The organism is Micromonospora sp. WMMD967 (genome assembly GCF_029626165.1).
GTDB lineage: Bacteria > Actinomycetota > Actinomycetes > Mycobacteriales > Micromonosporaceae > Micromonospora > Micromonospora taraxaci.
Genome location: NZ_JARUBK010000001.1, coordinates 1,802,064 through 1,828,144, shown reverse-complemented (window position 1 = coordinate 1,828,144; position 26,081 = coordinate 1,802,064). Strand labels below are relative to the sequence as shown.

27 protein-coding genes, 1 tRNA gene and 1 pseudogene are annotated in these 26,081 nt (G+C 73.2%); 15 read left to right on the top strand and 14 right to left on the bottom strand.

The annotated features are described in order from the left end of the window. Window positions 1-70: 70 nt before the first annotated feature. Window positions 71-826, top strand: coding sequence for an AfsR/SARP family transcriptional regulator (locus O7631_RS08715; protein WP_278143801.1), 756 nt, complete (start codon window positions 71-73; stop codon window positions 824-826). A 98-nt stretch (window positions 827-924) separates the two neighbouring features. Here O7631_RS08715 and O7631_RS08710 read toward each other — a convergent pair whose 3' ends face one another. After that, a complete protein-coding gene (locus tag O7631_RS08710) occupies window positions 925-2,232 on the bottom strand; it encodes a YcaO-like family protein (RefSeq protein ID WP_278143800.1) in 1,308 nt (435 codons plus the stop codon). A gap of 163 nt (window positions 2,233-2,395) precedes the next feature. Between O7631_RS08710 and O7631_RS08705 the strand changes: the two genes are divergently transcribed. The 8 genes from O7631_RS08705 to O7631_RS08670 all read left to right on the top strand — a co-directional run bounded on the left by O7631_RS08705 (window position 2,396) and on the right by O7631_RS08670 (window position 10,455). After that, complete coding sequence (locus O7631_RS08705) at window positions 2,396-2,533, top strand: hypothetical protein (RefSeq protein WP_157742405.1); 138 nt, start codon at window positions 2,396-2,398, stop codon at window positions 2,531-2,533. Between the two features lie 82 nt (window positions 2,534-2,615). Continuing rightward, window positions 2,616-3,899, top strand: coding sequence for a YcaO-like family protein (locus tag O7631_RS08700; protein ID WP_278143799.1), 1,284 nt, complete (start codon window positions 2,616-2,618; stop codon window positions 3,897-3,899). Further along, a complete protein-coding gene (locus O7631_RS08695; RefSeq protein ID WP_278143798.1) occupies window positions 3,878-4,537 on the top strand; it encodes a TOMM precursor leader peptide-binding protein in 660 nt (219 codons plus the stop codon). Before O7631_RS08700 ends, O7631_RS08695 begins: the two co-directional genes overlap by 22 nt. Next, on the top strand, window positions 4,527-6,200 hold the full coding sequence (locus O7631_RS08690) for a TOMM precursor leader peptide-binding protein (RefSeq protein ID WP_278143797.1): 1,674 nt from the start codon (window positions 4,527-4,529) through the stop codon (window positions 6,198-6,200). Before O7631_RS08695 ends, O7631_RS08690 begins: the two co-directional genes overlap by 11 nt. Next, the gene (locus O7631_RS08685) at window positions 6,191-6,847 is read left to right on the top strand and encodes a hypothetical protein (RefSeq protein ID WP_278143796.1); all 657 of its coding nucleotides are present in this window, start codon (window positions 6,191-6,193) and stop codon (window positions 6,845-6,847) included. The genes O7631_RS08690 and O7631_RS08685 overlap by 10 nt, the downstream gene beginning before the upstream one ends. Before the next feature lie 4 nt (window positions 6,848-6,851). Further along, window positions 6,852-8,762: an ABC transporter ATP-binding protein gene (locus O7631_RS08680; RefSeq protein WP_278143795.1), complete on the top strand. Its 1,911-nt coding sequence runs from the start codon at window positions 6,852-6,854 to the stop codon at window positions 8,760-8,762. Between the two features lie 29 nt (window positions 8,763-8,791). Next, window positions 8,792-9,646: a DUF692 domain-containing protein gene (locus O7631_RS08675; RefSeq protein WP_278143794.1), complete on the top strand. Its 855-nt coding sequence runs from the start codon at window positions 8,792-8,794 to the stop codon at window positions 9,644-9,646. Continuing rightward, window positions 9,643-10,455 (top strand): hypothetical protein, encoded by an 813-nt coding sequence (locus tag O7631_RS08670; protein ID WP_278143793.1) that lies wholly within the window; start codon window positions 9,643-9,645, stop codon window positions 10,453-10,455. Before O7631_RS08675 ends, O7631_RS08670 begins: the two co-directional genes overlap by 4 nt. A gap of 207 nt (window positions 10,456-10,662) precedes the next feature. Here the strand turns inward: O7631_RS08670 and O7631_RS08665 are convergent. The 6 genes from O7631_RS08665 to O7631_RS08640 all read right to left on the bottom strand — a co-directional run bounded on the left by O7631_RS08665 (window position 10,663) and on the right by O7631_RS08640 (window position 17,544). Continuing rightward, window positions 10,663-10,736 (bottom strand) — tRNA-Ala (locus O7631_RS08665). Between the two features lie 360 nt (window positions 10,737-11,096). Continuing rightward, entirely contained in the window at window positions 11,097-11,879 is a 783-nt protein-coding gene (locus O7631_RS08660; RefSeq protein WP_278143792.1) for a hypothetical protein, read from the bottom strand. Window positions 11,880-12,105: 226 nt separating this feature from the next. Next, entirely contained in the window at window positions 12,106-12,756 is a 651-nt protein-coding gene (locus O7631_RS08655; protein ID WP_278143791.1) for a GNAT family protein, read from the bottom strand. A 127-nt stretch (window positions 12,757-12,883) separates the two neighbouring features. Then, window positions 12,884-14,197, bottom strand: coding sequence for a gephyrin-like molybdotransferase Glp (glp, locus tag O7631_RS08650; RefSeq protein WP_269681231.1), 1,314 nt, complete (start codon window positions 14,195-14,197; stop codon window positions 12,884-12,886). Further along, on the bottom strand, window positions 14,194-15,156 hold the full coding sequence (locus O7631_RS08645; protein ID WP_269681232.1) for a UTP--glucose-1-phosphate uridylyltransferase: 963 nt from the start codon (window positions 15,154-15,156) through the stop codon (window positions 14,194-14,196). The genes glp and O7631_RS08645 overlap by 4 nt, the downstream gene beginning before the upstream one ends. A gap of 9 nt (window positions 15,157-15,165) precedes the next feature. Further along, window positions 15,166-17,544 (bottom strand): diguanylate cyclase, encoded by a 2,379-nt coding sequence (locus O7631_RS08640; protein WP_278143790.1) that lies wholly within the window; start codon window positions 17,542-17,544, stop codon window positions 15,166-15,168. 85 nt (window positions 17,545-17,629) lie between these two features. Between O7631_RS08640 and O7631_RS08635 the strand changes: the two genes are divergently transcribed. Beyond that, entirely contained in the window at window positions 17,630-18,307 is a 678-nt protein-coding gene (locus O7631_RS08635) for a 5-formyltetrahydrofolate cyclo-ligase (RefSeq protein ID WP_278143789.1), read from the top strand. After that, window positions 18,304-18,477 (top strand): annotated as a pseudogene (locus tag O7631_RS08630) (FmdB family zinc ribbon protein); the annotation flags it as partial. The gene O7631_RS08635 and the pseudogene O7631_RS08630, both read left to right, overlap by 4 nt. Window positions 18,478-18,524: 47 nt before the next feature. Here the strand turns inward: O7631_RS08630 and O7631_RS08625 are convergent. Beyond that, on the bottom strand, window positions 18,525-18,929 hold the full coding sequence (locus O7631_RS08625; RefSeq protein WP_278148098.1) for a hypothetical protein: 405 nt from the start codon (window positions 18,927-18,929) through the stop codon (window positions 18,525-18,527). 25 nt (window positions 18,930-18,954) lie between these two features. Between O7631_RS08625 and O7631_RS08620 the strand changes: the two genes are divergently transcribed. Next, entirely contained in the window at window positions 18,955-19,548 is a 594-nt protein-coding gene (locus O7631_RS08620) for a flagellar biosynthesis protein FlgA (RefSeq protein ID WP_278143788.1), read from the top strand. A 24-nt stretch (window positions 19,549-19,572) separates the two neighbouring features. On the opposite strand, the gene O7631_RS08615 is transcribed toward O7631_RS08620, so the two are convergent. Further along, complete coding sequence (locus O7631_RS08615; RefSeq protein ID WP_278143787.1) at window positions 19,573-19,755, bottom strand: hypothetical protein; 183 nt, start codon at window positions 19,753-19,755, stop codon at window positions 19,573-19,575. Window positions 19,756-19,907: 152 nt separating this feature from the next. On the opposite strand from O7631_RS08615, the gene O7631_RS08610 reads away from it, so the two are divergent. After that, window positions 19,908-20,234: a hypothetical protein gene (locus O7631_RS08610; protein ID WP_278143786.1), complete on the top strand. Its 327-nt coding sequence runs from the start codon at window positions 19,908-19,910 to the stop codon at window positions 20,232-20,234. A gap of 16 nt (window positions 20,235-20,250) precedes the next feature. Here O7631_RS08610 and O7631_RS08605 read toward each other — a convergent pair whose 3' ends face one another. Further along, on the bottom strand, window positions 20,251-20,733 hold the full coding sequence (locus O7631_RS08605) for a DUF2231 domain-containing protein (protein WP_278147883.1): 483 nt from the start codon (window positions 20,731-20,733) through the stop codon (window positions 20,251-20,253). A gap of 202 nt (window positions 20,734-20,935) precedes the next feature. On the opposite strand from O7631_RS08605, the gene O7631_RS08600 reads away from it, so the two are divergent. Beyond that, on the top strand, window positions 20,936-21,364 hold the full coding sequence (locus O7631_RS08600; RefSeq protein WP_269681239.1) for a Fur family transcriptional regulator: 429 nt from the start codon (window positions 20,936-20,938) through the stop codon (window positions 21,362-21,364). 59 nt (window positions 21,365-21,423) lie between these two features. Beyond that, window positions 21,424-22,287, top strand: coding sequence for an oxygenase MpaB family protein (locus O7631_RS08595; protein ID WP_269681240.1), 864 nt, complete (start codon window positions 21,424-21,426; stop codon window positions 22,285-22,287). Between the two features lie 21 nt (window positions 22,288-22,308). Here O7631_RS08595 and O7631_RS08590 read toward each other — a convergent pair whose 3' ends face one another. From O7631_RS08590 to O7631_RS08575, 4 genes are all read right to left on the bottom strand, one after another. Beyond that, window positions 22,309-23,136, bottom strand: coding sequence for a PD-(D/E)XK nuclease family protein (locus tag O7631_RS08590; protein WP_278147882.1), 828 nt, complete (start codon window positions 23,134-23,136; stop codon window positions 22,309-22,311). Between the two features lie 136 nt (window positions 23,137-23,272). Beyond that, window positions 23,273-23,887: a MarC family protein gene (locus tag O7631_RS08585; protein WP_088986470.1), complete on the bottom strand. Its 615-nt coding sequence runs from the start codon at window positions 23,885-23,887 to the stop codon at window positions 23,273-23,275. Window positions 23,888-23,927: 40 nt separating this feature from the next. Then, complete coding sequence (locus O7631_RS08580; protein ID WP_278143785.1) at window positions 23,928-24,797, bottom strand: PHP domain-containing protein; 870 nt, start codon at window positions 24,795-24,797, stop codon at window positions 23,928-23,930. A gap of 61 nt (window positions 24,798-24,858) precedes the next feature. After that, on the bottom strand, window positions 24,859-26,061 hold the full coding sequence (locus O7631_RS08575) for a hypothetical protein (protein ID WP_278143784.1): 1,203 nt from the start codon (window positions 26,059-26,061) through the stop codon (window positions 24,859-24,861). Window positions 26,062-26,081: the final 20 nt, after the last annotated feature.

Below are 26,081 nucleotides of genomic sequence, written 5' to 3'. Positions count from 1 at the left end.
GAGCGGAGATCATGCGGCCGGGTGCGACGTTGTGGCCTGGCATGTTCGCATCTCGTCGCGAGGAGCAGAGGTGGAGTTCCAGCTGTTGGGCGCGGTGGCAATTGTCAGCGGGGGCAGGCAGGTCCGTCCGTCCTCTGGTCGGGTCCGGAGCCTGCTCGCCTCCGTGGCCTGGCAGCCGCGCGAGTTCGTGCCCGACGAGCGGCTGATCTCGCGGATCTGGGGCGAGGAGATGCCCGTCGACCCGAGAGACGCGCTCTACACCTGCGCCAAGCGGCTGCGGCGTACCCTCGCGGAGGCCGCTGGAGCCGAGCGCGAACTGGTGCGGTTGCGGGGCGGCTACCTGCTGGACGTGGATCCCGAGCGGATCGACCTGCACCGGTTCCGACAGCTGGTCCGGCAGGCGCGGCTGGCCGTCGACGACAACGCCGCCGCCTGCCTCTACGACCGCGCCCTGCGGTTGCCCGCCGGGGCGCCCCTGGCCGACGTGGACTCCCCGTGGGCGGACGGGGCACGCGCGGCACTGTGTCGGGAGCAATTGTCGGCCCGGACGGCCGCAGCTGCCGCCTGGCTGGCGGCGGGGCGGCACGCGGAACTGGTGCCGGACCTGGTACATCTGGCCGAGGAGCATCCGCTGGACGAGGCGATCACGGGATTGCTGATGGAGGCGCTGCACCGGTGCGGTCACCAGGCCGAGGCGCTGGAACGCTATGCCGGCATCCGTGCCCGACTCGTGGAGCAGCTCGGCGACGAGCCGGGACCGGCCCTGCGGCAGACGCACCAGCGACTGCTCCGGCGCAACCCGGGGTTCTCCCGAGCCGCGCCCTGACCCGCCGCTTTGTAGCACTTCGTCGCGGTATCCGAGGGAGCCGTCGTTCGGAAACCGCCCGGCCGGGCAGACTGGGCCATCGGCTGCGGCCCGGCCAGCTAGGCCATCGGTTGCGGCCACGGGTTCAGTTTCGCCGGGGGCAGGACACGATAGCCCATCCGAGCCGGTGCCTCGTACAGCCTCGGATGTGCGGTGAACTGGATCAGGTGCTCGACGCTCATCGGCTGGAGGTCGGGGACGACGACGTTCACCGCGGTGAGCCCGACGTCGGCCAGTTCCCGGGTGGTGCGGTCGACGACGACCGGCCGCATCCCGGCCCCGGCGAGCCGGCCGACGACCTCGGTCAGCGCCTCGGACGGGTCGGCGGGCAGGGACGGCCGAGCCGTGGACGTGCGGCGATCCGCACCGTCCAGGAGGAAGTCGAACGCGTGGGCGTGTTCCGTCCGGCCCATGTAACGGGTGGTGTCTCCCACGGCCCGCAGCCGCGCCCGCGTCACCGGCTCCGCCGTCGGATCCACGAAGTGGATGAACTGCGGGACGCCCAGCGCCTCCAGGAGTGCCTTGTGCGCGGCCCCGGTCAGATCCCGGGCGGAGCTGGCGCCGACCACCCGGTGCGCCCGCGGGTCGTACTCGGCGGCGACCACGCAGTAGACCGTCGGCACGCCCAGGTCGGAGGTGGCGTCGAAGAGGTGGACCTCCTTGAACCGCTCACGGCACCACCCGACCAGTCGGCGCAGCCGTTCGTCAAGGCAGTCGGGATCCACCGGCGGTAGAGCGAGCCGCTGGAGCCAGACGACAGCGTTGGCGTCCCGCTCGACGACCTCGAAAAGCCCCCGGACGACGGCTTCCACCGCGTCGGTGTGGACCGCGAAGCCCGTCGACATCCGACAGCTGAAGTGCTCCGCCGTCACGGTCTCGGTGAGTCCGTAACAGGCCAGCACGGCCGGTACCCACACCGGCTCGCCGGTGACCAGGTCGAGCCCGGACGTCCAGCGGATCGCCGCCTGGGGATCGAAGGGGACGATCGGGCAGTCCGGATGCGCGTACTCGGCTTCCGCGCACCGCGGGTACCGCTCCGGTTCCAGGCACTCGTCGCCCAGTTCCTCGGCGGTCGCCCAGATCCGTTCCTCGGCGAGGACGTCGCGACCCGCGTACCGTTCGGCGACCTCGGCGATGGCGACGAACCGCGCGAGACCCGGATCGTCCCACGCCTGGCCGGAGCCGACGAGATTCTCCTGGTGACCGAGCCGGCGGACCGGACCGGGTGCACCCGCCTCCGACTTCCAGTAGCAGAAGTCGGCGGGCAGGCCCGGGGTGGCCAGCGCTCCGACCCGGGAGACCAGCCCGTAGGGCGAGACCAGGCCGTCGAGCGATGTCAGGTCCCTCGGTCGATCCCGGTGACGCACGTCCAGTCCCCTCTCCGGCCCCGCCCACTCGCGTTCGTCGGGCCCACAGCCTGGCAGTGCCTCCGGTCCGCGACCGGTCGCCGGACGACCGGTCGCCGACCGCCCGGCGACGGACGGTACCGACAGGGTGGTCCACGCCCGATTTCACCGGAAGGAGAACGAGATGGCGGCTGAAGACAGCACCACGGACCTCGACCTCGACGTCGAGGACTACGAGGAGTACGGCACGTTCGGCGAGGTGCCGATGTGCGGCGTGACGCAGAGCTCGAACGTCCAGTGCAACTACCCGATGTGCGCCTGAGCCACCGGCGCGGGTAGTTCGACGGAGTACGACCGCCCGCCCGTCGTGCCGCGAGCACGGCGGGCGGGCCCGGGGAGGCATGGTGAATCCGGAGTCTCTCGACGAGTTGGTGTCCCCCTACGGCGTGGTGTCGGCCGTCTCCGACGCACGTCCGTCACGGATCTGCGACCGGCTCTACTCGTGCGGGGCCGAGGTGGGCACGCCGGGTCCGGCGAACACCCGTCGCCGTACCGGTCGGCTGGGCGGTGGTGGGCGGAGCTGGGCCGACCCGCGACTGGCCCGGTTCGTCGCCATCGCCGAGGGTGCCGAGCGGTACGCGATGGCGCTGCCCCCGCACCGCCGGGAGATTCTGCGGGCGACCGCCGACGAGCTGGCCGGTGAGTGTCTCGAACCCTTCCGCTATCCGCGCTGCTCGGCACGGGAACTGGCCACCCCCGGCTGCCCGGTCCGCCCGTTCGACCCGGCCGCGCCGATCAGGTGGGTCACCGGACTCGACCTGTGCAGTGCCGCGCCGGTCCGGGTACCGGCGGTGATGGCCTGCCGGGACCTGGCCCCGGTCGACGACGCGGAACGCTTCGTACACCGGCTCTCCACCGGCCACGCGGTGCACACCGATCCGGTGGAGGCGGTCGTCCGCGGCGCTCTGGAGGTGATCGAACGGGACGCCGTCGCCATCCTCTGGCTGCAACGGCTGTCCCTGGCCACAGTTGCGCCGGGCGAGTTGGCCGAGTCGACGCGCCACCTCGTCGACTGCTGCCGGCGCCGTTTCGTCGACGTACGCCTGCTCGACGCGACGACCGACCTCGGTGTCCCGACCGTCTACTGCCTGTTGAGCGCCGTGCACGACCCGCGACTGCGGAACTGGACGGCGGCGAGCACCGGTCGGACCCTGTCGGGAGCGGCGGCCAAGGCTCTGGAGGAGGCGGTCGCCCTGACCGGACTGCTGAGCGAGGGCACCAGCCCGCCGGGCGGTCCCGTGGGGTCCGCGGCGGTGCACGACGGTGCCCGGTTCATGGGGGCACCGGAGCGGGCGGATGCATTCGACTTCCTGCTGACCGATGCCGTCGCGCCGCCGTCACCCCGACTCCCGGAACTGCCGGCCGATCCGGACCTGGCCCTCGCGGCGCTGGTCGAGCGGCTGGCCGCCGCCGGAGCCCGGCCCGTCGTGGTCGACCGGACCACGCGGGAACTGGCTGACGTGGGGCTGACCGCGGTGCACGTCGTCATTCCCGACCTCCAGCCGCTGAGCCTCCACCCGCTGGCCCAGTTCACCGCACATCCACGGCTGTCCGAGGCACCTGCCCGGATGGGTTACCGGGTGCTGCCCGAAGAGGAGCTGAATCCATGGCCACAGCCGTTCGCCTAACCACCCCCGCCGCGATCGTCCCGGATCAGACGGCCCTGCTCGGCATCGGTCCGTTCGGCCGCCGGGTCACCGGGCTACTGGCCCGGATGACGTACGGCACGCAGGTCCCGCCCGACGACGCCCCGGAGACCGCGTTCGCCGGTACGCCGAGCGCGCTGGTGGTGGCCCTGTGGCGCCCGTCGCCCGCGTTGTGCGACCGGATCGACGAACGCTCCCACGCGACCGGTGTCCCCTGGCTGCCGGTCGTGCTGGAGCCCTCGCACCTGCGGATCGGACCGCTGGTGGTGCCGGGAGCCGGGCCGTGTCACGGCTGCTTCGAGGAACGCCGGGCCCAACACGATCCGCACTGGCCGGGGTCCGCAGCCCTGTACGCCGCCTACGACCGGAACCCGGCCTGCGGGCCGGCCGGTTTCCTGCCGCAGCACGCGCGGACCGCGGCCGGGTTGGCTCTCCGCGTCCTGGGCCGCCCCGACGTGACGGCCGGTCGGGTGATCTCCGTACCGCTGCGCGGGGTCTCCGTCCGGCAGGACCCGGTGCTCGCCTGCCACGGCTGCCCCCGCTGCGGCCGGCCGTTGCCCGAACGCGATCTGCGCACCCTGCTGCGCCTCAAGAAGAGGGAGGACGCCGGTGTCCGATGACGTCCGGGTACGGCTGTGCCGTGGTCTCGCGGTGGTGCCGACCGAGGAGTCCCTCGTCGTGCAGGGCTCGGGGCCGCGCCACGTGTTCCGGGGTCGAGCCGCCAGCACGCTGCTGCCGCGACTTCTTCCCCTCCTCGACGGCTCCCGGGACCGGCAGGAGATCGCCGCCGAACTGGGCCTGCCGCCGGAGCGCCTGGACCGACCACTGGCCCTGCTCGACCAGCGTGGACTGCTGGAATCCGCCGCGCCACCCCGCCGGGGTGGGGCCCCCGAGCACGTCGTCGACTACCACTCACGCAGCCTGGACGGCAACGGCGGCCATCCTGGCGCCGGTGCCCTGCTCGACGCGCTCGCGGTGGTCGCCGTGCACGTCGTCGGGCCGGCCGAGGTGACCAGGGCGGTCGCCGCGGACCTGCGCGAGTGCGGCGTGGGCGAGGTCACCTGCGGGCCACTCACCGAAACCGGTGTCGAGGCCCTCTCCGGAGCCGAGCGGTCCCTGGTGGTGGTGGTCGAGGAGAGCCGGGACCCGTCGGCGGTCGAGCGGGCGGCCGGACTGTGTGCGCCGCACGCCGTGCCCGTGCTCCGGGTTGCCGCCGATCGCACCCACCTCGAGATCGGGCCGTGCTTCGTCCCCGGTCTCACCGCCTGCCCCGGATGCCTGCGCCGTGGCCGGGCCGAGGCGGGCTGGCCGGGTGCGGCGACCTCCGATGCCACGGCCGGGAAGACGGCCGGGCTCGCTGATGCCACGGCCGGGGAGACGCTCGCCGGGCTGGCCACGGCCGAGGTGCTGGGCATCGTCTCCGGTGCGTCCCTGCGGGCTCCGACGACGTTGACCAGGATCGACCTCGACGCCTGGGACACCGGCCAGCACGTCGTCGTGCCGTACCCGGACTGCCCGTGCGACGACGCCGGTGGCGACGGGCCGGAGCCGGACCTGGTGGACGTCGGATTCTGGATGACCGAGCGGGTGGTACCCGCCGCCCTGCGGGCCGGGCCCCCGTCGAGGGCCGTCCGGCGGAAGTGGCGGGAGTTGGCGGACGAGCGTCCGGCCCACCACGCCCACCCCCGGCGCGGGCTGCCGGCGGAACGGTTGCCGCTGCCGGGGACGTTCGGCGACGGCGTACGCCGGGCCGCACCCGGAAGCCTGCACCAGGCGCTAGTCGCCGACCTGCTCGCCCGGGTGGCGGGCCGACGGCGGGGCGAGGCCGACAACCCGTCGCAGCGCTGGGTGCCGTCCGGAGGGCAGCTTGGGTCGGTGGAACTCCACCTCGTCACCGAGACCGGCGTCGCCGACCTACCCGGAACGATCTTCCGCTACGACGACCTGGACCACGCGCTGATCGCCCTGCGCGCCGACGCCGTGCCGCTGGCCGACGCGCTGGCCGGCACCGACCTTCCCGCCGACCGTCTCGACGCCGCACTGGTGTTCACCGCCGCGCACGACCGGGTGGCGGGAAAGTACCAGGACTTCGCGTACCGGCTCACCCACCTGGACGCGGGCTGCGCCGTCACCCAGCTCGCCGCCGTCGCCACCGCGCACGGGCTCCGCACGGAGTTCGCGACCCGCTGGGACGAGAGCCTGGCCGAGCTGCTCGACCTGCAACCGACCGGCCGGTACGTGACCGTGGTAGCCGGCCTACACCGAGGTGAGACATGCCACTGATCCCCATGGACGTACCGGCCGAGGCGCTGGCGAACCTGGTACGCCATCGCGCCCCGTTCCCCCGCGCCATCGAAAGGTACGCGCCGGACGACGGGGCGGCCGAGCCCGTGACCGACGGCGTACCACTTGCGGCGGTCCTCGAAGGCCGTAGGTCGGTGCGGGAGTTCACAGAGACGCCGGTGACCGAGGCGACGTTGCGCGCGGTGCTGCACCGGGCGACCCGGGCTCAGCGTGACCAGTGGCCGATCGACCGGCACCCGGACCCGGGCCTGCGGCTGTTGCTGGCGGTCCGCCGCGCCGACGGCCCGGGTCGGGGCCTGTTCACGCCGGCTCCCGCCGGCAACCTTCTTCCGCTCGGCGTTCCGGACTGGCTCGACGATCTGGCGGACGTCTACGCCGACGCGCCGGTGTTCGCACTCGTCTGCGGCTCACCGGCGGGGACGGGGCGGGAGGCCGCCGGAGGCCTGCTGGTCCGGATCGGCGCGCTCGGCTACGCCATCTGGCTGGCCGCGCGCACCCACGGTCTGGAGTGCGCGGTGTTCGGCGCCGGCCACTACCTGGTGCGGCGGGAGGCGGCCGGGCTCCGGCCGGGGGCGCGGCATCTGTTCACCGTCGCGCTCGGACACCCAGCCCCCGCGGTCGGCTGACGAGATGGCACCGCCGACCGCCCATCGGTCCACCGCCGATCCTTCCACCGCCGATCCGTCCGACGGTCGGTCCACCGACGAGGCCCGGCTGTCCGGGCGGGCGCAGGTGGAGGTCACGACCTGGCTCGTGCTGCGCCGCGTGGCCGTGCGCTACCGGCCCTACCGCTGGCACACAGTCGGCTCGGCGCTGCTGGTCCTGATCACGGTCGGGATGAGCACCACGGCGCCGCTGCTGCTCCAGCGGATCATCGACGACGCCCTGCCCCGGCACGACACCACACTGCTCGCGGTGCTGTGCGGCCTGATGATGGCCCTCGGTCTGGTCGGCAGCCTCCTCGGCGTAGCCGAGACCGCGCTTACCAACTGGACCGGCCAGCGCGTCGCGGCACGTCTGCGCGTCGACGTCTACGACCGCGCCAGAGCGCAGCCGCTGCGGTTCTACAGCGAGCAGGGCCAGGCACAGATCCAGGCCCGCCTGGTCAGCGACATCGACGGCATCGACCGCTTCCTCACCAGTACGGTCCACCAGGCGCTGTCTGCGCTCACCTCACTGGTCGCGGTCGGGATCGCCATGATCATCCTGAGTTGGCCGCTGGCCCTCGTCTCACTGGCCCTGACCGCGCTGCTCAGCCTCTTCAACAACCGCTTCGCCCGGCGGCGGCGCCTGCTGTTCCGGCAGCGACAGCGGCTGCTGACAACAGTTCTGCGGTACGTCTCGGAGGACCTGTCCCTTTCCGGGGTGCTACTCGGCCGCACCCTGCGTCGCACCCGGACCCAACGCGACCGCTTCGTGGAGGTCGCCGAGGACATCCGGGACGTGACGTTCCGGCAGCGCATCGCGGGCATGTCGGCGTACACGGTCATCGGGGTCTCGTTCGCCTGTGTGCCACCGCTGATCTTCTGGGCCTACGGCACGTTCACCCCGACGGTGTCGGTCGGCGCCGTGGTGGTCCTGGTCATGCTTCAGACCAGACTGTCCCAGCCGATCCAGAGCCTGTTGCGGCTCAGCGGCGGTGTCCAGGCGTCCGTCGTGATGTTCGAGCGGGTCTTGGAGTACCTCGACATGGACGCCCCGGAGCGGGATGTCGCGCCGGCCCGCCGCACACCGGCCGGGCCGGCGGAGGTGCGGCTGCGCGCTGTCTCCTGCCGCTACCCGGGGTCACCGACCCCCGCCCTCGCCGGAGTGGACCTGGACTTCCCCGCCGGTTCGGTGACCGTCGTCACCGGCCACACCGGTTCGGGCAAGAGCACCCTGGGACTCGTCCTGGCCGGCCTGCTCTCCCCGGGCACCGGCACCGTCTGCGTCGACGGTGGCTCCGCGCTCCCCCGTGCGGCGGCCACCCTGATCCCGCAGCACACCGCGCTGTTGCACGGCACGATCCGGGACAACCTGCTGTTCGCCCGGGACGGCGTCACCCAGGCCGAGCTGGACCGGGTACTCGACACGGTCCGGTTGGGTTCGCTGATCACCGGGTCGCGGCACGGCTGGGACACCTCGATCGGCGAGAACGGGCTACAACTCTCCGGCGGGGAGCGGCAGCGCCTGGGCATCGCACGGACCCTGCTGGCCGACTGCCGGATGCTCGTCGTCGACGAGGCGACCAGCGCTCTCGACCAGCACACCGCCGACCGCGTCACCGAGGCGCTGCGGGAGCACTGCCGGGACAAGACCCTGGTCCTCATCGCCCACCGCCTGCCCCGGATGGAACCACAGGACCGGGTGATCGTGCTGGACCGGGGACGGGTCGCCGAGCATGGCACGCACGCGCTGCTCAGCCGGGCCGGCGGCGCCTACGCCAGCCTGCTCGCGGCACAACCGGTGGCGCGGCCGGCCCGCCGTGAACCACCCCACCCCGAGCCGCACCACCCCGAACCGCCCCGTCATGCACCGGAACTGCCGTTGCGGACGACCTGAGCGAGCCGTACCGACCACGAGGAGACGTCATGTTCAGTACCACCATCTCCGCCCCGCCTGACCTGGGCGTCGGGCTCGGCTACCGCGAGGAGCTGCACGACGGGATCCTCGCCCACCCGGCCGCGATCGACTGGCTGGAGATCGTCACGGACCGCTACCTGGTGGATCCGGCGCAGAACAAGCTGCTGCGCGCTCTCCGGGACCGCTTCGTCGTGGTCACCCACGGCCTGGAGATGTCGATCGGCTCGGACTCCGCGGTGGATCCGGAGTACCTGGACGCCGTCGCGGCGGTGGCGGACGCCGTCGACGCACCCTGGGTCAGCGACCACCTCTGCTTCACCCGGGAGGACGGCGTCGAGCTGCACAACCTGACGCCGGTGCTCCGCACGGAAGAGAAGGTCAGGACGATAGCCGCGAACGCGCAGCGGGTGCAGGACCGGCTGGGGCGGCCGTTCCTGTTGGAGAACATCACCTACTACCTCGACCTGCCGGGCGGCATGACGGAGGCCGAGTTCATCACCGCCGTCCTCGACCGCTGCGACTGCGGCCTACTGCTCGACCTGAACAACGTCGTGGTCAACGCGACCAACCACGGGTTCGACCCCTACGACTTCCTCGACGCACTGCCGCTCGACCGTGTCGTCCAGGTGCACCTGGCGGGCAACCTGGGCCAGGGTGGCGTACCACTCGTCGACGGCCACGACGCCCCGGTGGGAGACGACGTGTTCGCCCTGCTCGAACACCTGGAGAGCCGCCAGCACGTCCGGGCCACCATGATCGAGCGGGACGGCCACTTCCCCGACGACTTCACCGAACTTGTCGACGAGCTGGACCGGGTCCGTGCCACCCTCACGGCGGGCAGCGTCTCCCGCGGTGCCCGATGAGCACGGAGGACACCCTTCCCGCTGGCGGGCAGGCGCTGCTGGCCAGGCTCCTGATCGACGGGTCGCTCGCCGAGGAACTGCACGCCGACCCCGACAGGTTCGCCCGGCGACACGGCACCGACCCCGAGCTGGCCCGGCGACTGGCCGCCGTGCCACTGCCCGGCCTCCGGCTCACCGCCTCGATCACCAGCCTCAAACGCAAGGCGAGGTTCACCGCCGCCTTCCCCGGCAGCGCCGCCCTGCTCCGCGACACCGCCGAGGAGGAGACCCTGCTGCGCCCCGTACTGGGACGTCGGTCGTTGAGCCGGCCCGAGGACAGCCTGGCGGTCGGGAGCGAGCTCGCCGCAGCCGTCGCCACGCTGCCCGGCACCGCCCGGATCCGGCTGCTCCGCGAGATCGTGGCGTTCGAAACCCTCTGGTACGAGGCACGGGTCGGCACCGGCGGGGTGGAACCGCCGGCCGGCCCGCCCGCGCTGCGGCCGGGCGTCCTGCTCGCGACGTTCGATCGCCCGATAGCGGAGATCCAACGGATCGTCGTCGCCGGACGGGCGGCCGGTAGCCTGCCGAGCGGCACCACCCACTACCTGCTGCACGCCACGAGCCGTTCCGGCCTGGTGCGGACGTACCGGCTGCCGTCGAGGCTGGCGGACCTGCTCGCCGCCTGCGACGGCGTTCGGACGACCCGTGCGGTCGCGCACCGGGCCGGACTGGACATCGAAGCCACCGAACGCGGCCTACACGGCATGGTCGCCAAGGGCTTCCTGGGCGGACTGGACGTCAGCGGCGCCGGAGATGGGCTGGCCAGATAAGACGAAGCTACCCGGGGCTTCCTCGGGCGCCTTTGCCGACAACGGGTGACGACCGAGCGATCCTGACTCAGGGCAACGCCCCTCGTGTACCTGGCCCAGAAGACCGCGATCGCGGAGAGCGGCCGCGCCGAGGCGTTTTCGGGGGATGAACTCATAGACAGAATTAAGGCCCTGACCGACACTCTCCCTGGTCAGGGCCTTGGGAAGTGGAGCTGAGGGGATTTGAACCCCTGACCCCCTCGATGCGAACGAGGTGCGCTACCAGTCTGCGCCACAGCCCCCCACCGGCGAACCGGCTTCGGTCCCACCCGGCTTACACCGGGCGGGCCGGCAGCAAGGCTAACAGGTCCCCCGCCCCCACCGCGAATCCGCCCCCGGTGCGGCGTCGCACCCGCCCAGAGATCCACTCCAGATCGCCGATCTGGGGGTGTTCGGCCGAGTTGATACCGCCACATCGCCGAGCTGGAGTGGATGAACGCTCGTCTGGTCGGCGCTTCGCCCCGGAGATCTACTCGGGTTGCTGCAAACCGGGGCATCCAGGACGCTCCGACACCCCAACTTCCAGGAACCCGAGTCGATCAGCGCCGCCGACGCCCGGCAGCGCCGCCGACGCCCGGCAGCGCCGCCGGGGGCGCGGCCCGTCAGGCGCCTCGGCCGGCCTCGTAGGGGCGGCCGCGTAGCCCACCCGAACGCCGGTAGGAGACCGACCCGCCGTTGACCGCCGCCGGCAGGTCGCCGGGCCGGTCCAGGCCCATCGCGGCGCGGCGTACCCCCTCGCGTTGGGCGGCGAGGCGGCGCTGCGCCTCACGGCGGGCCGCTGCCCGGCGGGCCTGCTCCCGGCGCACCTCGGCCTGCCGGTCGGCGAGCCAGGCGGCTTCCCGGGCCCGGGCGCGGCGACGGCGGCGGCCGGCCAGGGCCCGGCGGCGGAGGTGGACGACGTACACGGCCAGCAGCAGGAAGGTGACCCCGAAGCTGACCCAGAAGCCGGGGCTGACGAACACCACGCCGATCAGCTCGACGACGTTGAGGAGCAGCAGGGCGGCGAGCACCCGACGCCGCCGGTACACGGCGGGGGTGTGCTGCCGTTGGGGCGGCGGGCGGCGGCGCGACTTCTTCGGCGCGGGTGGCACGGCGCGTAGCCGGCCGCTGCGGCGGGCGGCGGGCGGCGCGGAGACCGGCGCGGCCAGCGTTCCCGTAGTCGCGTCTTCACTGAGGGTGACAACCAGTGAGCGCGGCGGGTGGACGGGTCGCCGTCCCGGCACAGTGCGGCGCCGCCGACGGCGCTGGAGCACCCGCGCCGTCGACTGCGCCCGCTCCGCCACCAACCGCTCGGTGGCGTCGTACCGGCGAACCAGCGCCGGGGCCAGGGCGAGCAGGCCGGCGGCGGCGAGGACGGCGAGGAGCACCGAGGTCGGCACCCTCACCCCTCCCGTCACCGAATTCGAAGCAACCGCTCTCCGACCGCAGGATCTTCCACAGATCCCGCCTGCGTACGTGGATCGTCCGGTCGGGGAGCGCTTGCCGCAGCTTGCAGTTACTTGAGGTTACGGCGCGTCGACCGGGTTGCCACCGCGCCGCGCCGATCCCGTCCGTGGGACGCGTGGTCATAGGTCGGAAATTCCGGCCCGCCTCCGGAATCCCGGCGAGGCCCTACCGGGCGTCGGCGCGTACCCGGTGCCATCGGGCCAGCAGGCCACCCTCGGCGGCGATCTCCTCGCTCGTCATCGCGTATCCGATGTGGTCCCGCCAAGCGCCGTCGATGTGCATGTAGCGCACGTGGTACGACTCCTCACGGAAACCCAATTTCTCGACCACCCGCCGCGACGGCCGGTTCTCCGGCCGGATGTTGACCTCCACGCGGTGCAGCCCGCCCGGGCCGAACGCGTGGTCCACGGCGAGGGCGAGCGCCGTGGGGATCACTCCTCGCCCGGCGACCCGAGCGTCCACCCAGTACCCGACGTAGCCGGAGCAGAGGGCCCGCCGCACGATGCTGCCCACGTTGATGTGACCGACCAACCGGTCCCGGTCGGCCTCGCGCAGACAGACAGCGAACGGCATGCCCTCGCCCTCGCGGGCCGAACGCCGCTGGTCACGGTGCACCCAACGGAACGCGGCCGGCGAGTTCATGTCGTCCCAGGCACCGGGCAACGACGACTCCCAGGGTGCCAGCCAGGCCCGGTTGGCCCGCCGGATCTCCGACCACGCCGTGGCGTCGGTGCGCCGGTACGGCCGCAGCAACACCGGGCCGTCCGCCAACTCCACCGGCCAGCCCGGTGCCCGCGGGGGTCCGAAGAGACTCACCGACACAGTCTCCCGCGCGGGACCGTGTCGCGCGCAAGTGGACCCACCGCGACAACCCGACCCACCGCGACGACCCGACGGCCGCACGACTCCCGAGTGGAACCCCTGCGGCTCGATCGGGAGACCGTCACCGGCGACGGTCCAGCAGCAGGACGTCCACTGTGGATCCGGCGGCGGCCGTGGTGACCCGCTCGCCGAGCACCAGCAGCCCGTTCGCCTCGGCCAGCCCGGAGAGGGTGAACGGCCCACCGCGCAGCGGCTGGACGGTGTATCCGCCGCCCCGACGCTCGGCGACGTGCGCCGGCCGGAACTCGCGCAGCCCTGCCGGCGACGACACGGTCTCCAGGAGGTGTGCCCGCACACTGGGTCGGAACACCGGCTCGGCGCCGGCGAGCAGTTGGATGGCGGGGCGGGCCAGCACCTCGAAGCCGATCAACGCGGCGCCGGGGTCGCCGGGCAGGCAGACCACCGGCACCTCCTCGGCGCCGACAGTGCCGAACCCGAGCGCGGTGCCGGGATAGAGCGCCACGTCGGTGAAGGTGACCGGCCCGGCCCGGCCGCCCTCGCGGCGGGACAGGATCCGGCGCACCATGTCGCCGGGGCCGGTGCCGGTGCCACCGGTGGTGATGATCAGGTCGGCGCGCAGGGTCTGGTCCTCCAGCAGCCCGCGCAGCCCCTCCGGGTCGTCGTCGCAGATCCCCACCCGGTACGCCAGGGCGCCCACCTCTGCCGCGGCGGCGGTCAACGCGTGGGAGTTCGCGTCCACCACCTGCCCCGGCTGACTCCCCCGACCCACGTCGACGAGTTCGTCACCGGTGGCCACGATGACCACCCGAGGGCTGGGTCGGACGACCACGTGCCCGATGCCGGTGGCGGCGAAGACCGCGACCAGCGCCGGGGAGACGTACGTGCCGGCGCGGGCGAGCAGGGTGCCGGCGGGCAGTTCCTCACCGGCGCGGCGGACCCCGTACCCCCGCTTGGGGGTGCGGAAGATCTCCACGGCGGCCATGCCCTGGTCGGTCCACTCCACCGGGACGACCACGTCCGCGGCGACCGGCAGCGGCGCCCCGGCGGCCACCGAGAAGCACGAACCCGGGGTGAGCCGGACCGGCCGCCAGCTCGCGGCGCCCAGATCGCCCACCACGTTGAGCCGGATCGTCCGCCCACCGGGCTTGCCGGAGGGGGCCGGGACGTAGCTCGGGCCCCGACCCCCTCCGGAGATGTCCTCCCAGCGGGCCGCGTAACCGTCCACGGCCGCCTGGTCGAAGGCCGGGAAGGCGTGCGGCGCGACGACGTCCTCGGCGAGGACGTTGCCGTGCGCCTGGGTGAGGTCGAGGTCGAGTGGCGGCAGCGCGCGTAACCTGCGCAGCACGCTGCCCAGGTAGTCGGCGAGCGGCGTCAACTCGTTCGCGGCCGCCTCGGCGTCGGCCGTCGCGGTCATGTACCAGATCCGCCTGCCGCGTCGGCCTTGACGAAGTCGGCCAGCCAGGATCGGAACTCGCCACCCAGGTCGTCGCGCTCGGCGGCGATCTGCACCACCGTCTGGAGGTAGCCCAGCGGCATGCCGGTGTCGTAGCGGGTGCCGCGGTAGACGATCGCGTGCACCGGGGTGCCCTCGGTGCGCAGCAGCTCCATCGCGTCGGTCAGCTGGATCTCGCCGCCGCTGCCCGGCTTGGTCCGCCGGATCGCGTCGAAGATCTTGCCGGGCAGCACGTAGCGGCCGAGCACCGCGAGGTTGCTCGGCGCGTCCTCCGGCTGCGGCTTCTCCACCATCCCGGTCACCTTGACGACCTCGCCGATGTCGGTCAGCTCGGACTCGGCGGGTTCGACGGAGGCGATCCCGTACCGCTTGGTCTCGGCCGGGTCGACCTCGAAGAAGGCGAGCACCACGCCGCCCGTGCGGGCCTGCAGCTCCAGCATCGCCGGCAGCAGGGGCTCCGACGGCTTGACGAACTCGTCGCCGAGCAGCACCGCGAAGGGCTGGTCACCGACGTGCGACTCGGCGTACCCGACGGCGTGGCCGAGCCCGAGCTGCTCGGGCTGCCGCACGGTGTAGATCTCGGCCAACTCGCTGGGCCCACGCACGGCAGCCAGCCGCTCGGCGTCGCCCTTCTCCTCCAGCCTGGCCTCCAGGTCGGGGCGACGGTCGAAATGGTCCACCATCGACGTCTTACCCCGACCGGTGATCAGCAACACATCGCCGATGCCGGCCTGGGTGGCCTCCTCGACGATGTACTGCAGAACCGGCCGATCCACCACCGGCAGCAGCTCCTTGGGCACCGCCTTCGTGGCCGGCAGGAACCGGGTGGCCAGTCCGGCGGCCGGGATGACGGCCTTGACCGCCAGGGGACGGCCGGTTGCGGCGGCCGTCGATGAGGGGTTCGCTGAGTGCTCCGACATGCCGCGAGACTATCGGCCACGGCTCTGCCGCGGCGGGTGTGGCCCAGAAGACGCGCCGCCACCCGACCCCGGCCGCGCGGCGTCCGGGCCGGCTCCCGCGCTGTCCGGTGGGTCGGCGGGCGGCTCCGGCCGGGCGTGCGTCGGGCCCGCGGGCGACGATTCGGGTACGCACACCGCCGACTCCGACCGGGCGGAGCCGCCCGGCTCCCGGTTGACCTGCACGTGCTGGCCGGCACGCGGCAGCCCGTCGGACGGGGTCACCGCACCGGCGAGCACCGGTCGCTCCCGGGTCGCCACGTCCGGGCGTACCTCGGCCACCCGGTACGTGTCGCGGCCGGCCGCCTTCGCGGCGTAGAGCGCGTCGTCGGCGGCCTCCAGCACCTCGCGTCCGGTGCTGCCGTTGTCCGGATAGACGGCGATGCCCACCGACACGGTCACCAGGACCGGTCCGGCGTCCGCCTCGACGGCGATCGGGGTCTCGCGCACCACGGCGCCGAGTCGTTCGGCCACGATCGCCGCGCCCCGCGCATCGGTCTCCGGCAGCAGCAGTACGAACTCTTCGCCACCCTGTCGGAAGGCCAGGTCGACCTCGCGGATCTCGCCGCGTACCCGCCTGGCGAACTCGGCCAGCACGGTGTCCCCCGCCGCGTGCCCGTACGTGTCGTTGACGTCCTTGAACCGGTCGAGGTCGAGCGCGAGGATGCTCAGCATCCGCCCGAACCGGCTGGCCCGTTCCACCTCCCGGCGGATCGACTCGCGCAGGTAGCGGTAGTTCCACAACCCGGTGAGCGGGTCGGTGAGCGAGAGCCGCTGCGCCTCCTCGTGCACCCGGACGTTGTCCACGGCCACCGCGGCGTGACCGGCGAAGGTGCGCAGGGTGACCAGGTCGTCGTCGTCGAACTCGTCGGCGCCCAGCCGGTCGTAGAGGGCCAGCACCCCGAGTGCCGCCGCCGCCGCGTTGGTGTCGTCGGTCGGCGTCGAGGACGCGGAGGGAGCCGCAGCGCCGCCGCCCGGGGCGGCGAACGGGACTGCGACATAGGTACGGCAGCGCGGCTCACCCGGCGGAGCCTCAGCCGGCTCCACCCTCCCCCGCTGTGGTTCGCCGGTGGCGGCGACAGCCCCGACCACGCCGACGCCCACCGGCACCCGAAGCGTCGACGGCCCGTCCGGGTCGTCCTCGGGCCACCGTCCGTCCAGCCCTTCGGTGCACTGTGCGACGAGCACCCCGCCCGCCTCCACCAGCAACACGGCGCCGGCGCGCGCGCCGGTGGCCCCGATGGCGCTGTGCAGGATCACCCGCAGGATGCGTTGCAGGTCGTGCGTGCTGGCCAGGGTGTCACCGAGCACCCCGAGGTGCCCGCGGAGCTGGTCCCGGTTGCTGGTCAACGCCGCGACGTAGGAGCCGGTCTCCCGGGTCATCCGGTTGAAGGCGGCGGCCAGCCGGCCCAGCTCGTCGCGGCTGCGCACCGGCACCCGGGCGGTCAGGTCGCCCTGGGCCACCCGGTCGACCGCGCCGGCCAACTCGACGAGCGGCCGGGTGGTGACCCGGGCCAACCGCCAGGCGCTCAGGACGGCGAGGAGCGCGGCCAGGACGACCACACCCGCAAGCGTGGCGTGCAGCCCGGGCGGCTGCTCGCTGGGAACGGAGAGCACCAGGGGCAGTGGCTGCGCGTCGGACGGCCCGATCCTCCGCACGTACCGGCCGTCGTTGGTTTCGGTGACCCGCTCGCCGTCGACGGTGCTGGCGGCGGCCAGCACCGCGTCGCGTACCTCGCGGGACTCGGTCGTGTGGGTGACCCGCGCGGCGCTCGCGCCACTGTCGAGCAGGGTGACCGCCACTCCGGTCACCGCCGCCAGCCGGGCCACGAAGGCCGGGTCGACCAGGTGCGCGGCGCTCACCGTGCCCAGCAGGGTTCCGGAGCGGTCGCGGAGGTCGACCTGGGCGGCCAGCGCACGGACCGGGCTGACCGAACCATCGGTCTCGCCGTTGGCCGGGCCTGTGGTCTCGCCGTTGGCCGGGCCTGTGGTCCCGCCGTTGGCCGGGCCGGAGCAGTCCCGCCAGGGGGCCGGCGGAGCGCCGGGCGACACGTAGCTGACCTTGCCGGTCACGTCGGTGATCAGTACAGCGGCGGCCAGGCCACGGCCGACCAGTTGGGCCGCCGCGACGGCCGGATCGGCGGTGAGGGCCACCGCGTCGGCGGTGGCCCGCAACTGCTGGCAGAGCGCGTCGACGGAGGTACGCACGGCGGACGCCGCCACCGCCAGCCGCTCGGTGGAGCGGCTACGGTCCACGGCCGCGACCGTCGAGGCGACGAAGAGCGTGCCGAGCAGGACCGGCCCGAGCACCACCACGAGGAAGGCTGCCGTCAACCGCCCGCGTAGCGTCACTCGGTCCCCCCGGAAGTTCCGCCTCCGTTGCTTGCGATGCTGACACAGAGCAACCGTGGGAGAGGCGTTGCGTCAGGAGTGTTGCGTGCCGGAATTTTCTGATGAAGCGGAAGTGACGCGTGTGGCGAAGCGGGACGCCCGCGTGGAACTACTCGCCCGCCGCCGGTCGCTGCCCGAATCCACCCGGGCCGCCGCCGCCGCGCGCGTGCAGGCTGAGCTGGTCACACTGGTACGCCGACTGCGCCCACGCAGGATGACGGCGTACGTGCCGATCGGCTCCGAACCGGGCGGCGCCGACCTGCCGGAGGTGCTGCGGGCGGCGTTGCCGGCCGACGCCGAGTTGCTGCTGCCGGTGCTCCTCGCCGACCTCGATCTGGACTGGGCGGCGTTTACCGGGCCGGCGGACGTGATCGCCGCCGGTCGGGGCATCCGTGAGCCGACGGGCGCCCGCCTCGGGGTGGACGCCGTTGCGGACGCGGAGCTGGTGGTCGTACCGGCCCTCGCGGTCGACCACCACGGTCGGCGGCTCGGGCGGGGCGGCGGCTCCTACGACCGGGCCCTCGCCCGGGTGCCCCAGGCGACGCTGACAGTGGTGCCCCTGCACGACGGCGAGCTGGTCGACGCGCTTCCGGCGGAGCCGCACGACCGGCTTGTCCGCGCGGTCGTCACCCCCGCCGACGGGGTGCGTACGCTTGACGGCGGCCCGGGTGCGGCGCACGGTGTCGCGCCCCACACGTCCGCTGGACGAACCCGGGGCGAATGACGCACCATTGGCACTCGAATACGTCGAGTGCCAACTGGCCGAGCCCAGATCCGGAGGAGAACGTGCCCACGTACCAGTACGCCTGCACCACGTGCGGTCACCAGCTCGAGGCGGTGCAGTCCTTCTCTGACGAGCCGCTGACCGAGTGCCCGGCGTGTCAGGGGCGGCTGCGCAAGGTCTTCAACTCGGTCGGAATCGTCTTCAAGGGGTCGGGCTTCTACCGCACCGACTCGCGGGCGTCCGGCTCCGAGACGACGGCCGGCGGCACGGCCAGCAAGCCGGCGAAGTCCGAGTCGTCTTCCGGAGACAAGTCCGGGTCTTCCTCGTCATCGTCGTCCGGTTCCTCGTCCGGGTCGTCCTCGTCCTCCGGGTCGTCGGCGGGCGGATCGTCCTCCGGAGGGTCGTCCTCGGGTGGGTCCAGCGGCGGCAAGGCCCCGGCGGCCAGCTCCGCCTCCTGACGTCCGCGGGCACCCAGGGGATCGATTCCCTGCGGGCGTAGCACACCCGGCCCGACCGACGGGCGTTGTCCACAGGCCGGCGGGTTATCCACAGGTGCCTGCCGGCGGTCGGCGAACCACGGCTGGAACGGCCTAGCCTGCCGCCGAGGGTGTCGCTGCGACATCCTCGGACGGGAGGCGGCAGAGGCGATGGCTGACCCAGACTCCGTGCGGGCGCTGCATCCTCTACGCCGGCTCACGATGCCCGGCGGGCGCACCCTGCTCCGGGCCGTGCTGGTCACCGCGCTGCTCGGCCTCGCCGCCGCCGTCCTGCACGCCCCGCCCAGTTGCCCGCCCGGTGCCTCGTCCTCCCCTGGTTCGGCAGGGTCGGACGACGCCGCCGGCCAGGTCGACGGAGGCGGCTCACCCGGTCCCGACGCACCCGAGACCGGCGGGCCACCGTCGGCCGGCCCTACCGGAGAAGGCAGCACCGCCGCCGACGACGGCTCGGTCAGACCGCTGCCGCTGCCCAGCGGCGCTGTCGGGGTGCCGATCCGGCTGGCCGAGCCGGCCGCGCTGGTGGTGGCCCGTCCCGGCACCCGGGTCGACCTGCTCGCCGCGCCACCCGACCGGGCGGGGGCCGAAGCTGCGCTGCTCGCACCGGCAGCTCTGGTCCTGGGCGTCCTGGGCGGCGACACCACCGACGGGTCCACCGCGCTCTACCTGGCCCTTCGCCCGGACCAGGCGCAACGCGCCGTCGGGCTCCCCGAAGGCACCCGCTTCGCCGTCGTCGTCCGCGGCTGATCAGCCGCCGCCTCGCGGCGGGAGTCAGTCCCAGTGCGGGGGGCGTTCGGCGAGCAGCCAGTCGTCGTTGCCGCCGGACTGCTCACCCCAACCACGGTCGGTGTCGTCGGAGGTCTGCTCGGGCAGCACCACGAAATCTTCGCTCAGGTCGACGGCCCGGTCATCGTCGCCGCGTACGCCCTGCTCGCCGGGGTCCTCGGTGCTCACGACCGGCAAGACTAGCGCAACCCGGCCCCTCCACCGCGCCGACGCGGGCGGGTCCCGAGGTCGCGTCGGGACGGTTCCGGGAGACTCCGCCGACAGTGCCGCGCCGGCAAGAGGCGACCGAGCCGCCGCCCGCGTTGGTAGCGTCGGACGGCGTGACGACCCCCAGCGGTGGCAGCACCCCGGACGACTACTGGCGACGGCCCGGCGCCGACGCGGCGGCGAACGAGCCTCCCACCGCGCCCACGGCCCCAGCCGCGAGCGGGTACGCGGGCCCACCGCCGAGCGTGCCGCCGCCGACGGGCTGGCGTCCACCCGTACACCTGCAACCGGCGCCACCTCGGCGGCTGCCGCCGCAGGACATGGCCGGCCTGGACGCGGCCGAGCAGCGCTCGCAGCGGGTCACCTACGGTTTCGGCGCGGCGGCGGGAGTGGTGCTGGTGTTCCTGGTCTGTCTGCTCTGCTCACGGGTCATCTTCTGACGTTCGGGCGAGCGGGTCAGAGGGTGGTGCCCCAGACCGCCTCGGCGCCGCTGTGGCCGGTCAGGTAGACGTAGACGAGCGCGGCGATGGACAGCGCCACCGTCGCCACCGCCAGCACCGGGGTCACCAGCCCCGGCAGTTGCGGCACCCGGGGGTGCCCGCTGGTCGCCACCAGCAGCAGGATGGCGACGATCCCGAGCGGCACCACGATGCGGAACAGGATGTCGCCGTAGCGGGAGTGCTCGAAGATCTGGTCGAGGATCTGCCCCTGGAAGCCCCGGGCGACCAGCGCGTCGGTGAACACCTCACCCGACTTGACGGCCACGAAGGCGGTCACCGGTGCGACCACGGCGAGGAGACCCACGGCCCAGTCCAGCCGGTGTCGCCACCGGGGCAGACCCACGTACGCGATGGCCAGCACCGCCAGCAGCGGCACGAACACGACGACCGCGTGGACCACCAGGACGTGTACCGGTAGGCCCAGGATCTCCTCGAACATCGAACCCTCCAGGTGGATCACGGTCGGGGGTGGTCAGCGTACGTTCCGCCGGTCGCCCCCAGGCTTCCGACCGGACACACGCGTAACTCAACGATCGGGTTCACCGTCTCGGGCCCGATCCCGATCTTCCCGGGGCTGTGTCGGTGGCCACCCGCACCCGGCGACGGTTGTCGATGCTGGTCGCGCGTGCTGTCATTGGCCAGTGTCCGGTGCCGAGGAGCTGCTGCGATCGAAGGGTCTGCGTGTCACGCGGCCCCGCCTCGCGGTGCTCGACGTGCTCGGCGGTGGTGGCCACCTGGAGGTCGACGAGATCGCCCGGCAGGTCCGTGAACGCCTCGACTCGGTCTCCACGCAGGCGGTCTACGACGTGCTGGGCGCGCTGTCCCGGGCCGGACTGTCCCGCCGGATCGAACCGGCCGGTGGTCCCGCCCGTTACGAGGCACGGGTCGGCGACAACCACCACCACGTGGTCTGCCGGGGCTGCGGCGAGATCGCCGACATCGACTGCGCGGTGGGCAGTGCGCCGTGCCTGGAGCCGAACGTGACGCACGGCTTCGAGGTGGACGAGGCGGAGGTGACCTTCTGGGGTCTCTGCCCGGGCTGCCGGGCTCGCCGTTCTGCCGACGTCTGATCCGACGGCAGCGCCGGACGTGTCCGGCGAGGCCCGGCAGACCGTGGCACTCTTGGGCGGTGGACTCCGATGACCTCGGCCTCTTCGGTCCGGGTTCGGTCACGTGGAAGGTGCACGAGGAGCCGATCCTGATCGTCGCCGGCCTGCGCTCGCTCTACCTCCAGGCGTTGCATCCCCGCGCGATGGCCGGGGTCGCGCAGAACAGCAACTACCGCACCGACGCCTGGGGCCGTCTGGTCCGCACCGCCACCTACGTGGCGACCACCGTCTACGGGACCACCGCCGAGGCGGAGGCGGCCGGCGCGCGGCTGCGCCGACTGCACGACCGGCTGCGGGCCACCGACCCGGTGACCGGGGAGTCGTTCCGGATCGACGAACCGGACCTGCTGCGCTGGGTGCACGTCACCGAGGTCGAGTCGTTCCTCAGCACGGCCCGTCGGGCCGGGCTGCCGCTGACCGACGACGAGGTGGACGGCTACTACACGGAGCAACGCCGGTCCGCCGCTCTGGTCGGCCTGGACCCGGCCACCGTGCCCGGCACCGCGAACGAGGTCGCGGAGTACTACCGGGCCGTACGGCCGGAGCTGCGGATGACCCGTGAGGCTGCCGAGACGGCGGTCTTCCTGACCGCTCCGCCGGTGCCGTGGAAGCTCAGCCTGCCGGCCCGGTTGGGCCTCACCCTCGGCCCGCCGCGTTGGGCGTACCTGGGGATCGCCGGCACCGCGTTCGGACTGCTGCCGGCGTGGGCGCGCCGGATGTACGGCGGGCTCGGTCTGCCCACCACGTCACTGTCGGCGGATCTGACGGTGCGGGCCCTGCGGCTCGGGTTCGCCGCCGTGCCCCGTCGTTACCTGGAGGGGCCGTTGATACAGGCCGCCAAGGAGCGGGCCGCGCGCCACGCCGCCACCTCGCTGGCCGGCTGACCCGACTGCCCGCGCGACAGGTCAGCCGTCGGCGTGCCGGTCCACGGCTGCCCACGGTTCCTTGCCCGGCACCTGCGCCCCCGTCGGGCAGTGCCGGCGGAAGTCGCACCAGCCACAGCGCGGGCTGGGCGCCACCGGGAACGCCTCGTCCGCGTCGGCCCCGTCGGCGACCGCCCGTTCGGCGGCCATGATGTCGCGGGCGGTCTCCTCCGCACGGGTCAACTGCCGGGCCAGCGACTCGACGGTGTGGTCGTGGCCGGCGACCGTGCCGGTGGGCAGGTGGTGCAGCTCCACTCGGCGGCACGGTCGGCGGAACACCCGCTCGGCCGCGTACGCGTAGAGCGCCAACGCCTGCGAACCTCGCGCGTCGTCGGCGTCCAACCCGCTGCGACCGGTCTTGTAGTCGACGATCACCAGCTCCGGCCCCTCCGGACCGGGCCGCGAGTCGATCCGGTCGGCCCGGCCGTTGAACGCCAGCACGGCGGTCTTGACCGCCACCACCCGTTCCACGCCGAGCGGGTCGGCGTCGGCCTCCAGCGTCTCGACGTACGCCTCGAGCCAGCCCAACGCCCGCCGGTAGGCGGATCGCTCCTGCTCGTCGTCGCGGTAGCCCTCGCGGACCCAGGTGCCCTTGAGGAGGGTGGCCAACGCCTCGGGGCGACGCCGGTCGGCGGGCAGTGCGTACCAGTTCTTCAGGGCGGTGTGCACGCTGGCGCCGAGCGAGTTGTGCGCCCACGGCGGACCCTTGGGCGGTGCCGGCCGGTCGACGTACGAGTAGCGGTAGCGGCGCGGGCAGTCGGCGAACGTGCCGAGTTTGCTCGGTGTGCAGACGAACAGACGCTCCGGCATGCCCTCGAAGCCGAGTTGCTCGGCACCGCCGTCGCGTTGTCGGGGGGCCCGGCCGCCGGCCGCCGGCCGTCCCGCTGATGAGGATCGTCGCACCCTGCGATCCTGCCATCCACCTCCGACAGCGTGGGTGTGCCGGTCAGGTCATGTTCACGTAGTGCGTGACGAAGGCGAACACGGCGTCGGCGATGAGCTGCACGGCGATCGCGGCCAGCAGCAGACCGGCGATCCTGGTCAGCACCTCGATGCCGCCGGGCCGCAGGATCTTCACGATGCCGCCGGAGAAGCGCAGGACGATCCAGACGGCGACCATCACGGCGAGGATCGCCACGGCGATGGCGGTGTAGTCGCCCAGGCCGTCGGCCTGCTGGACGAAGAGCATCGTGGCCACGATGGCCCCCGGGCCGGCCAGCAGCGGGGTGCCCAGCGGCACCAGGGCGATGTTCGAGGTGGCGTCCGCGCTGGGACCGTCGGTCTTGCCGGTGAGCAACTCCAGGGCGACGAGGACGAGCAACAGCCCACCGGCCGCCTGCAACGCCGGCAGGTCCACGTGCAGGTAGTCCAGCAGGGTCTGACCCGCCACCGCGAAGATCACGATCACGCCCAACGCCAACGCGACGGCCTGCCAGGCTGCCCGGTTGCGGTCGCGGGCGGGTAGCGGACCGGTCAACGCCAGGAAGATCGGCATCATGCCCGGGGGGTCAGTGATCACCAGCAGGGTCACGAAAACCTCGCCGAACAGCTTCAGATCCACGTGATCAACCTAGCCGCGCCGAATCACGCCGAAACGCGGATCAGCCCGAAGCGACCTCGGTCACCCCTTCGGCGACGATCCGCTCGTACGCCTCGACGCCCGTGGTGAACGCACCGAGCTGCACGGTCTTGTGCGTGCCGTGGAAATCCGAGGAGCCGGTGACGAGCAGGCCCAGGTCGGCGGCGAGCCCTCGGACGTGGGCACGCTCGGCGGGGCTGTGGTCCTCGTGGTCGGCCTCGAGCCCGGCCAGCCCGGCGGCGGCCAGCTCGGTGATCAGCTCGTCGGGCACCACGCGGCCACGGCGGGTGGCCCGGGGATGGGCGAAGACCGGCACCCCGCCGGCCGATCGCACCAGCCGGACCGCCTGGAACACGTCGATGTCGTCCTTGGGTAACCGGTATCGTTCGCCCAGCCAGTCCGAGCCGAACGCCTCCCGGGTGCTGCCGACCAGGCCGGCCCGGATCAGCGCCTGTGCGATGTGCGGCCGGCCCACGGTCCCTCCGTCCGCACCGGCGAGGATCTCCGGCCAGCTCACGTCGATGCCGTCGGCGCGCAATAGCGCGACGATCCGTTCGCCGCGATCTTCCCGGGCGGCCCGCACCCGGGCCAGCTCGGCCACCAGTTCGGGGTGGTCCGGGTCGAACAGGTACGCCAGCAGGTGCAGCGGCACCGCGGGTTCGGTGCCGGACCAGCGACAGGAGAGCTCCGCACCTCGGATCAGGCGCAGCCCGGGCGGCAACGCGTCGACGGCCGCCGCCCAGCCGGCGGTGGTGTCGTGGTCAGTGATCGCCAACACGTCCAGCCCTGCCGTTCCGGCGGCCCGGACCAGCTCGACCGGGGTAAAGGTGCCGTCGCTGGCCGTCGAGTGGGTGTGCAGGTCGATCCGCGGGGCACCGGTACGCGAGGTCACCTCATGACGCTACCGAGGAGGCACCGAGTCTGACTCGCGGAGGTCGTTCCGACCGGGTGGATCAGAAGCTGCGGACCAGGACGGGCCGATCCCCGGCTGGCACGTCGGGCACCGGCTCGGGGGCCGCCGGTTTCCCGGCCCGTACCCGGCCGACGTCGACCCGGACCAGGTCACCACCGCCGTCGAGGTACACGGCCTGGGTGTCGTTGCTCCAGACGATCGCGCCGGACATCGGCGGCCCGGCCGGAACGGCGGTCGGCGCGGGCCCGAGTCGTCGCAGGTCGATCAGGAGCGCCTGGCTGGCCTTGCCCACCCGTCCGTTCACCAGCAGCCACCGCCCGTCGGTGGAGACCCCGCCCACGCCGTCCTGGGTGAGGTCCGCAGCACAGCCGGACTCGACGGGCTGCAGGTGACGCGTCGGATCGAGGACGGCCAGGCAGGTGCCGCCCGGGTCCGTCGCGACGGTCTGGCCGACCAGCCGCCCGTCGGGCAGTTCTCCGTAGACGTTGAGGGTCTTCCGGTCGACAGTTGCGGGCAACTGCCCGGCGCCCGGCCGCCAGAGGGTGTGACCGGCACTCGCGGGGTCGAGCCGGACCAGCACGCTGTCACCGACGAACCGGATGGGTTGCGCGGCTGCCGGCACCGGGGTGCGCGCCGCGCCGATGAGCTGGGTGCCGACCACCCCCGCCACGAACAGGTCACCGCCGTCGCGCCAGGCGACCTGTCGGCTGTCCGGTGCCAGGACGATCGAGCCCGCACCGGCGAGCAGCACCTGCACCAGGCCGTCGTCCTGCACGACCCAGAGGGTGCGGCCTGCGGTGGTCGGCGTGCTGACCACCAACCAGCCGCCCCCACCGGGCAGGAGTTGGGCATTTTCGGCCGGCCCGATGTCGCGCAGCACCAGCCGCTGCCCGTCGGGGTTGACCAGCGTCTCGCTCACGAGCAGGGAGGCGGACGGCCGGGACGAGGATTCGGCACCGGGAACGCTGGCCGTGGGGACCGGCCGGTTGGACTGGTGCGGATCACCGATCACCACGATCGGCGTAGCGTCCCGCCCGGTCCCCGCACCGAGTTGGACCATGCCGGCGCCCAGCAGCACGGTGACGGCTGCCGCGAGCGCGAGCCCGACCCCGGCCCGCCGCCGCCGGATCCGGTTCGCACGTCGAATCGCCTGGCCGGCGGGGTCGGCGCGCAGCGGCCGGGCAAGGGTCACCTGGTGCGAGAGGCTCTCCCGCACCGCACCTTCCAGCTCGTCAGGCCGCACCTCGTATGAACGCTTCGACC

Excerpts from the sequence above, each read along its gene's own strand:
- O7631_RS08705 (WP_157742405.1), top strand. The coding sequence starts at position 2,396 with ATGGCGGCTGAAGACAGCACCACGGACCTCGACCTCGACGTCGAGGAC.
- O7631_RS08695 (WP_278143798.1), top strand. The coding sequence starts at position 3,878 with ATGGCCACAGCCGTTCGCCTAACCACCCCCGCCGCGATCGTCCCGGAT.
- O7631_RS08685 (WP_278143796.1), top strand. The coding sequence starts at position 6,191 with ATGCCACTGATCCCCATGGACGTACCGGCCGAGGCGCTGGCGAACCTG.
- O7631_RS08680 (WP_278143795.1), top strand. The coding sequence starts at position 6,852 with ATGGCACCGCCGACCGCCCATCGGTCCACCGCCGATCCTTCCACCGCC.
- O7631_RS08675 (WP_278143794.1), top strand. The coding sequence starts at position 8,792 with ATGTTCAGTACCACCATCTCCGCCCCGCCTGACCTGGGCGTCGGGCTC.
- O7631_RS08670 (WP_278143793.1), top strand. The coding sequence starts at position 9,643 with ATGAGCACGGAGGACACCCTTCCCGCTGGCGGGCAGGCGCTGCTGGCC.
- glp (WP_269681231.1), bottom strand. The coding sequence starts at position 14,197 with ATGACCGCGACGGCCGACGCCGAGGCGGCCGCGAACGAGTTGACGCCG.
- O7631_RS08645 (WP_269681232.1), bottom strand. The coding sequence starts at position 15,156 with ATGTCGGAGCACTCAGCGAACCCCTCATCGACGGCCGCCGCAACCGGC.
- O7631_RS08625 (WP_278148098.1), bottom strand. The coding sequence starts at position 18,929 with ATGTCGCAGCGACACCCTCGGCGGCAGGCTAGGCCGTTCCAGCCGTGG.
- O7631_RS08620 (WP_278143788.1), top strand. The coding sequence starts at position 18,955 with ATGGCTGACCCAGACTCCGTGCGGGCGCTGCATCCTCTACGCCGGCTC.
- O7631_RS08605 (WP_278147883.1), bottom strand. The coding sequence starts at position 20,733 with ATGTTCGAGGAGATCCTGGGCCTACCGGTACACGTCCTGGTGGTCCAC.
- O7631_RS08590 (WP_278147882.1), bottom strand. The coding sequence starts at position 23,136 with ATGCCGGAGCGTCTGTTCGTCTGCACACCGAGCAAACTCGGCACGTTC.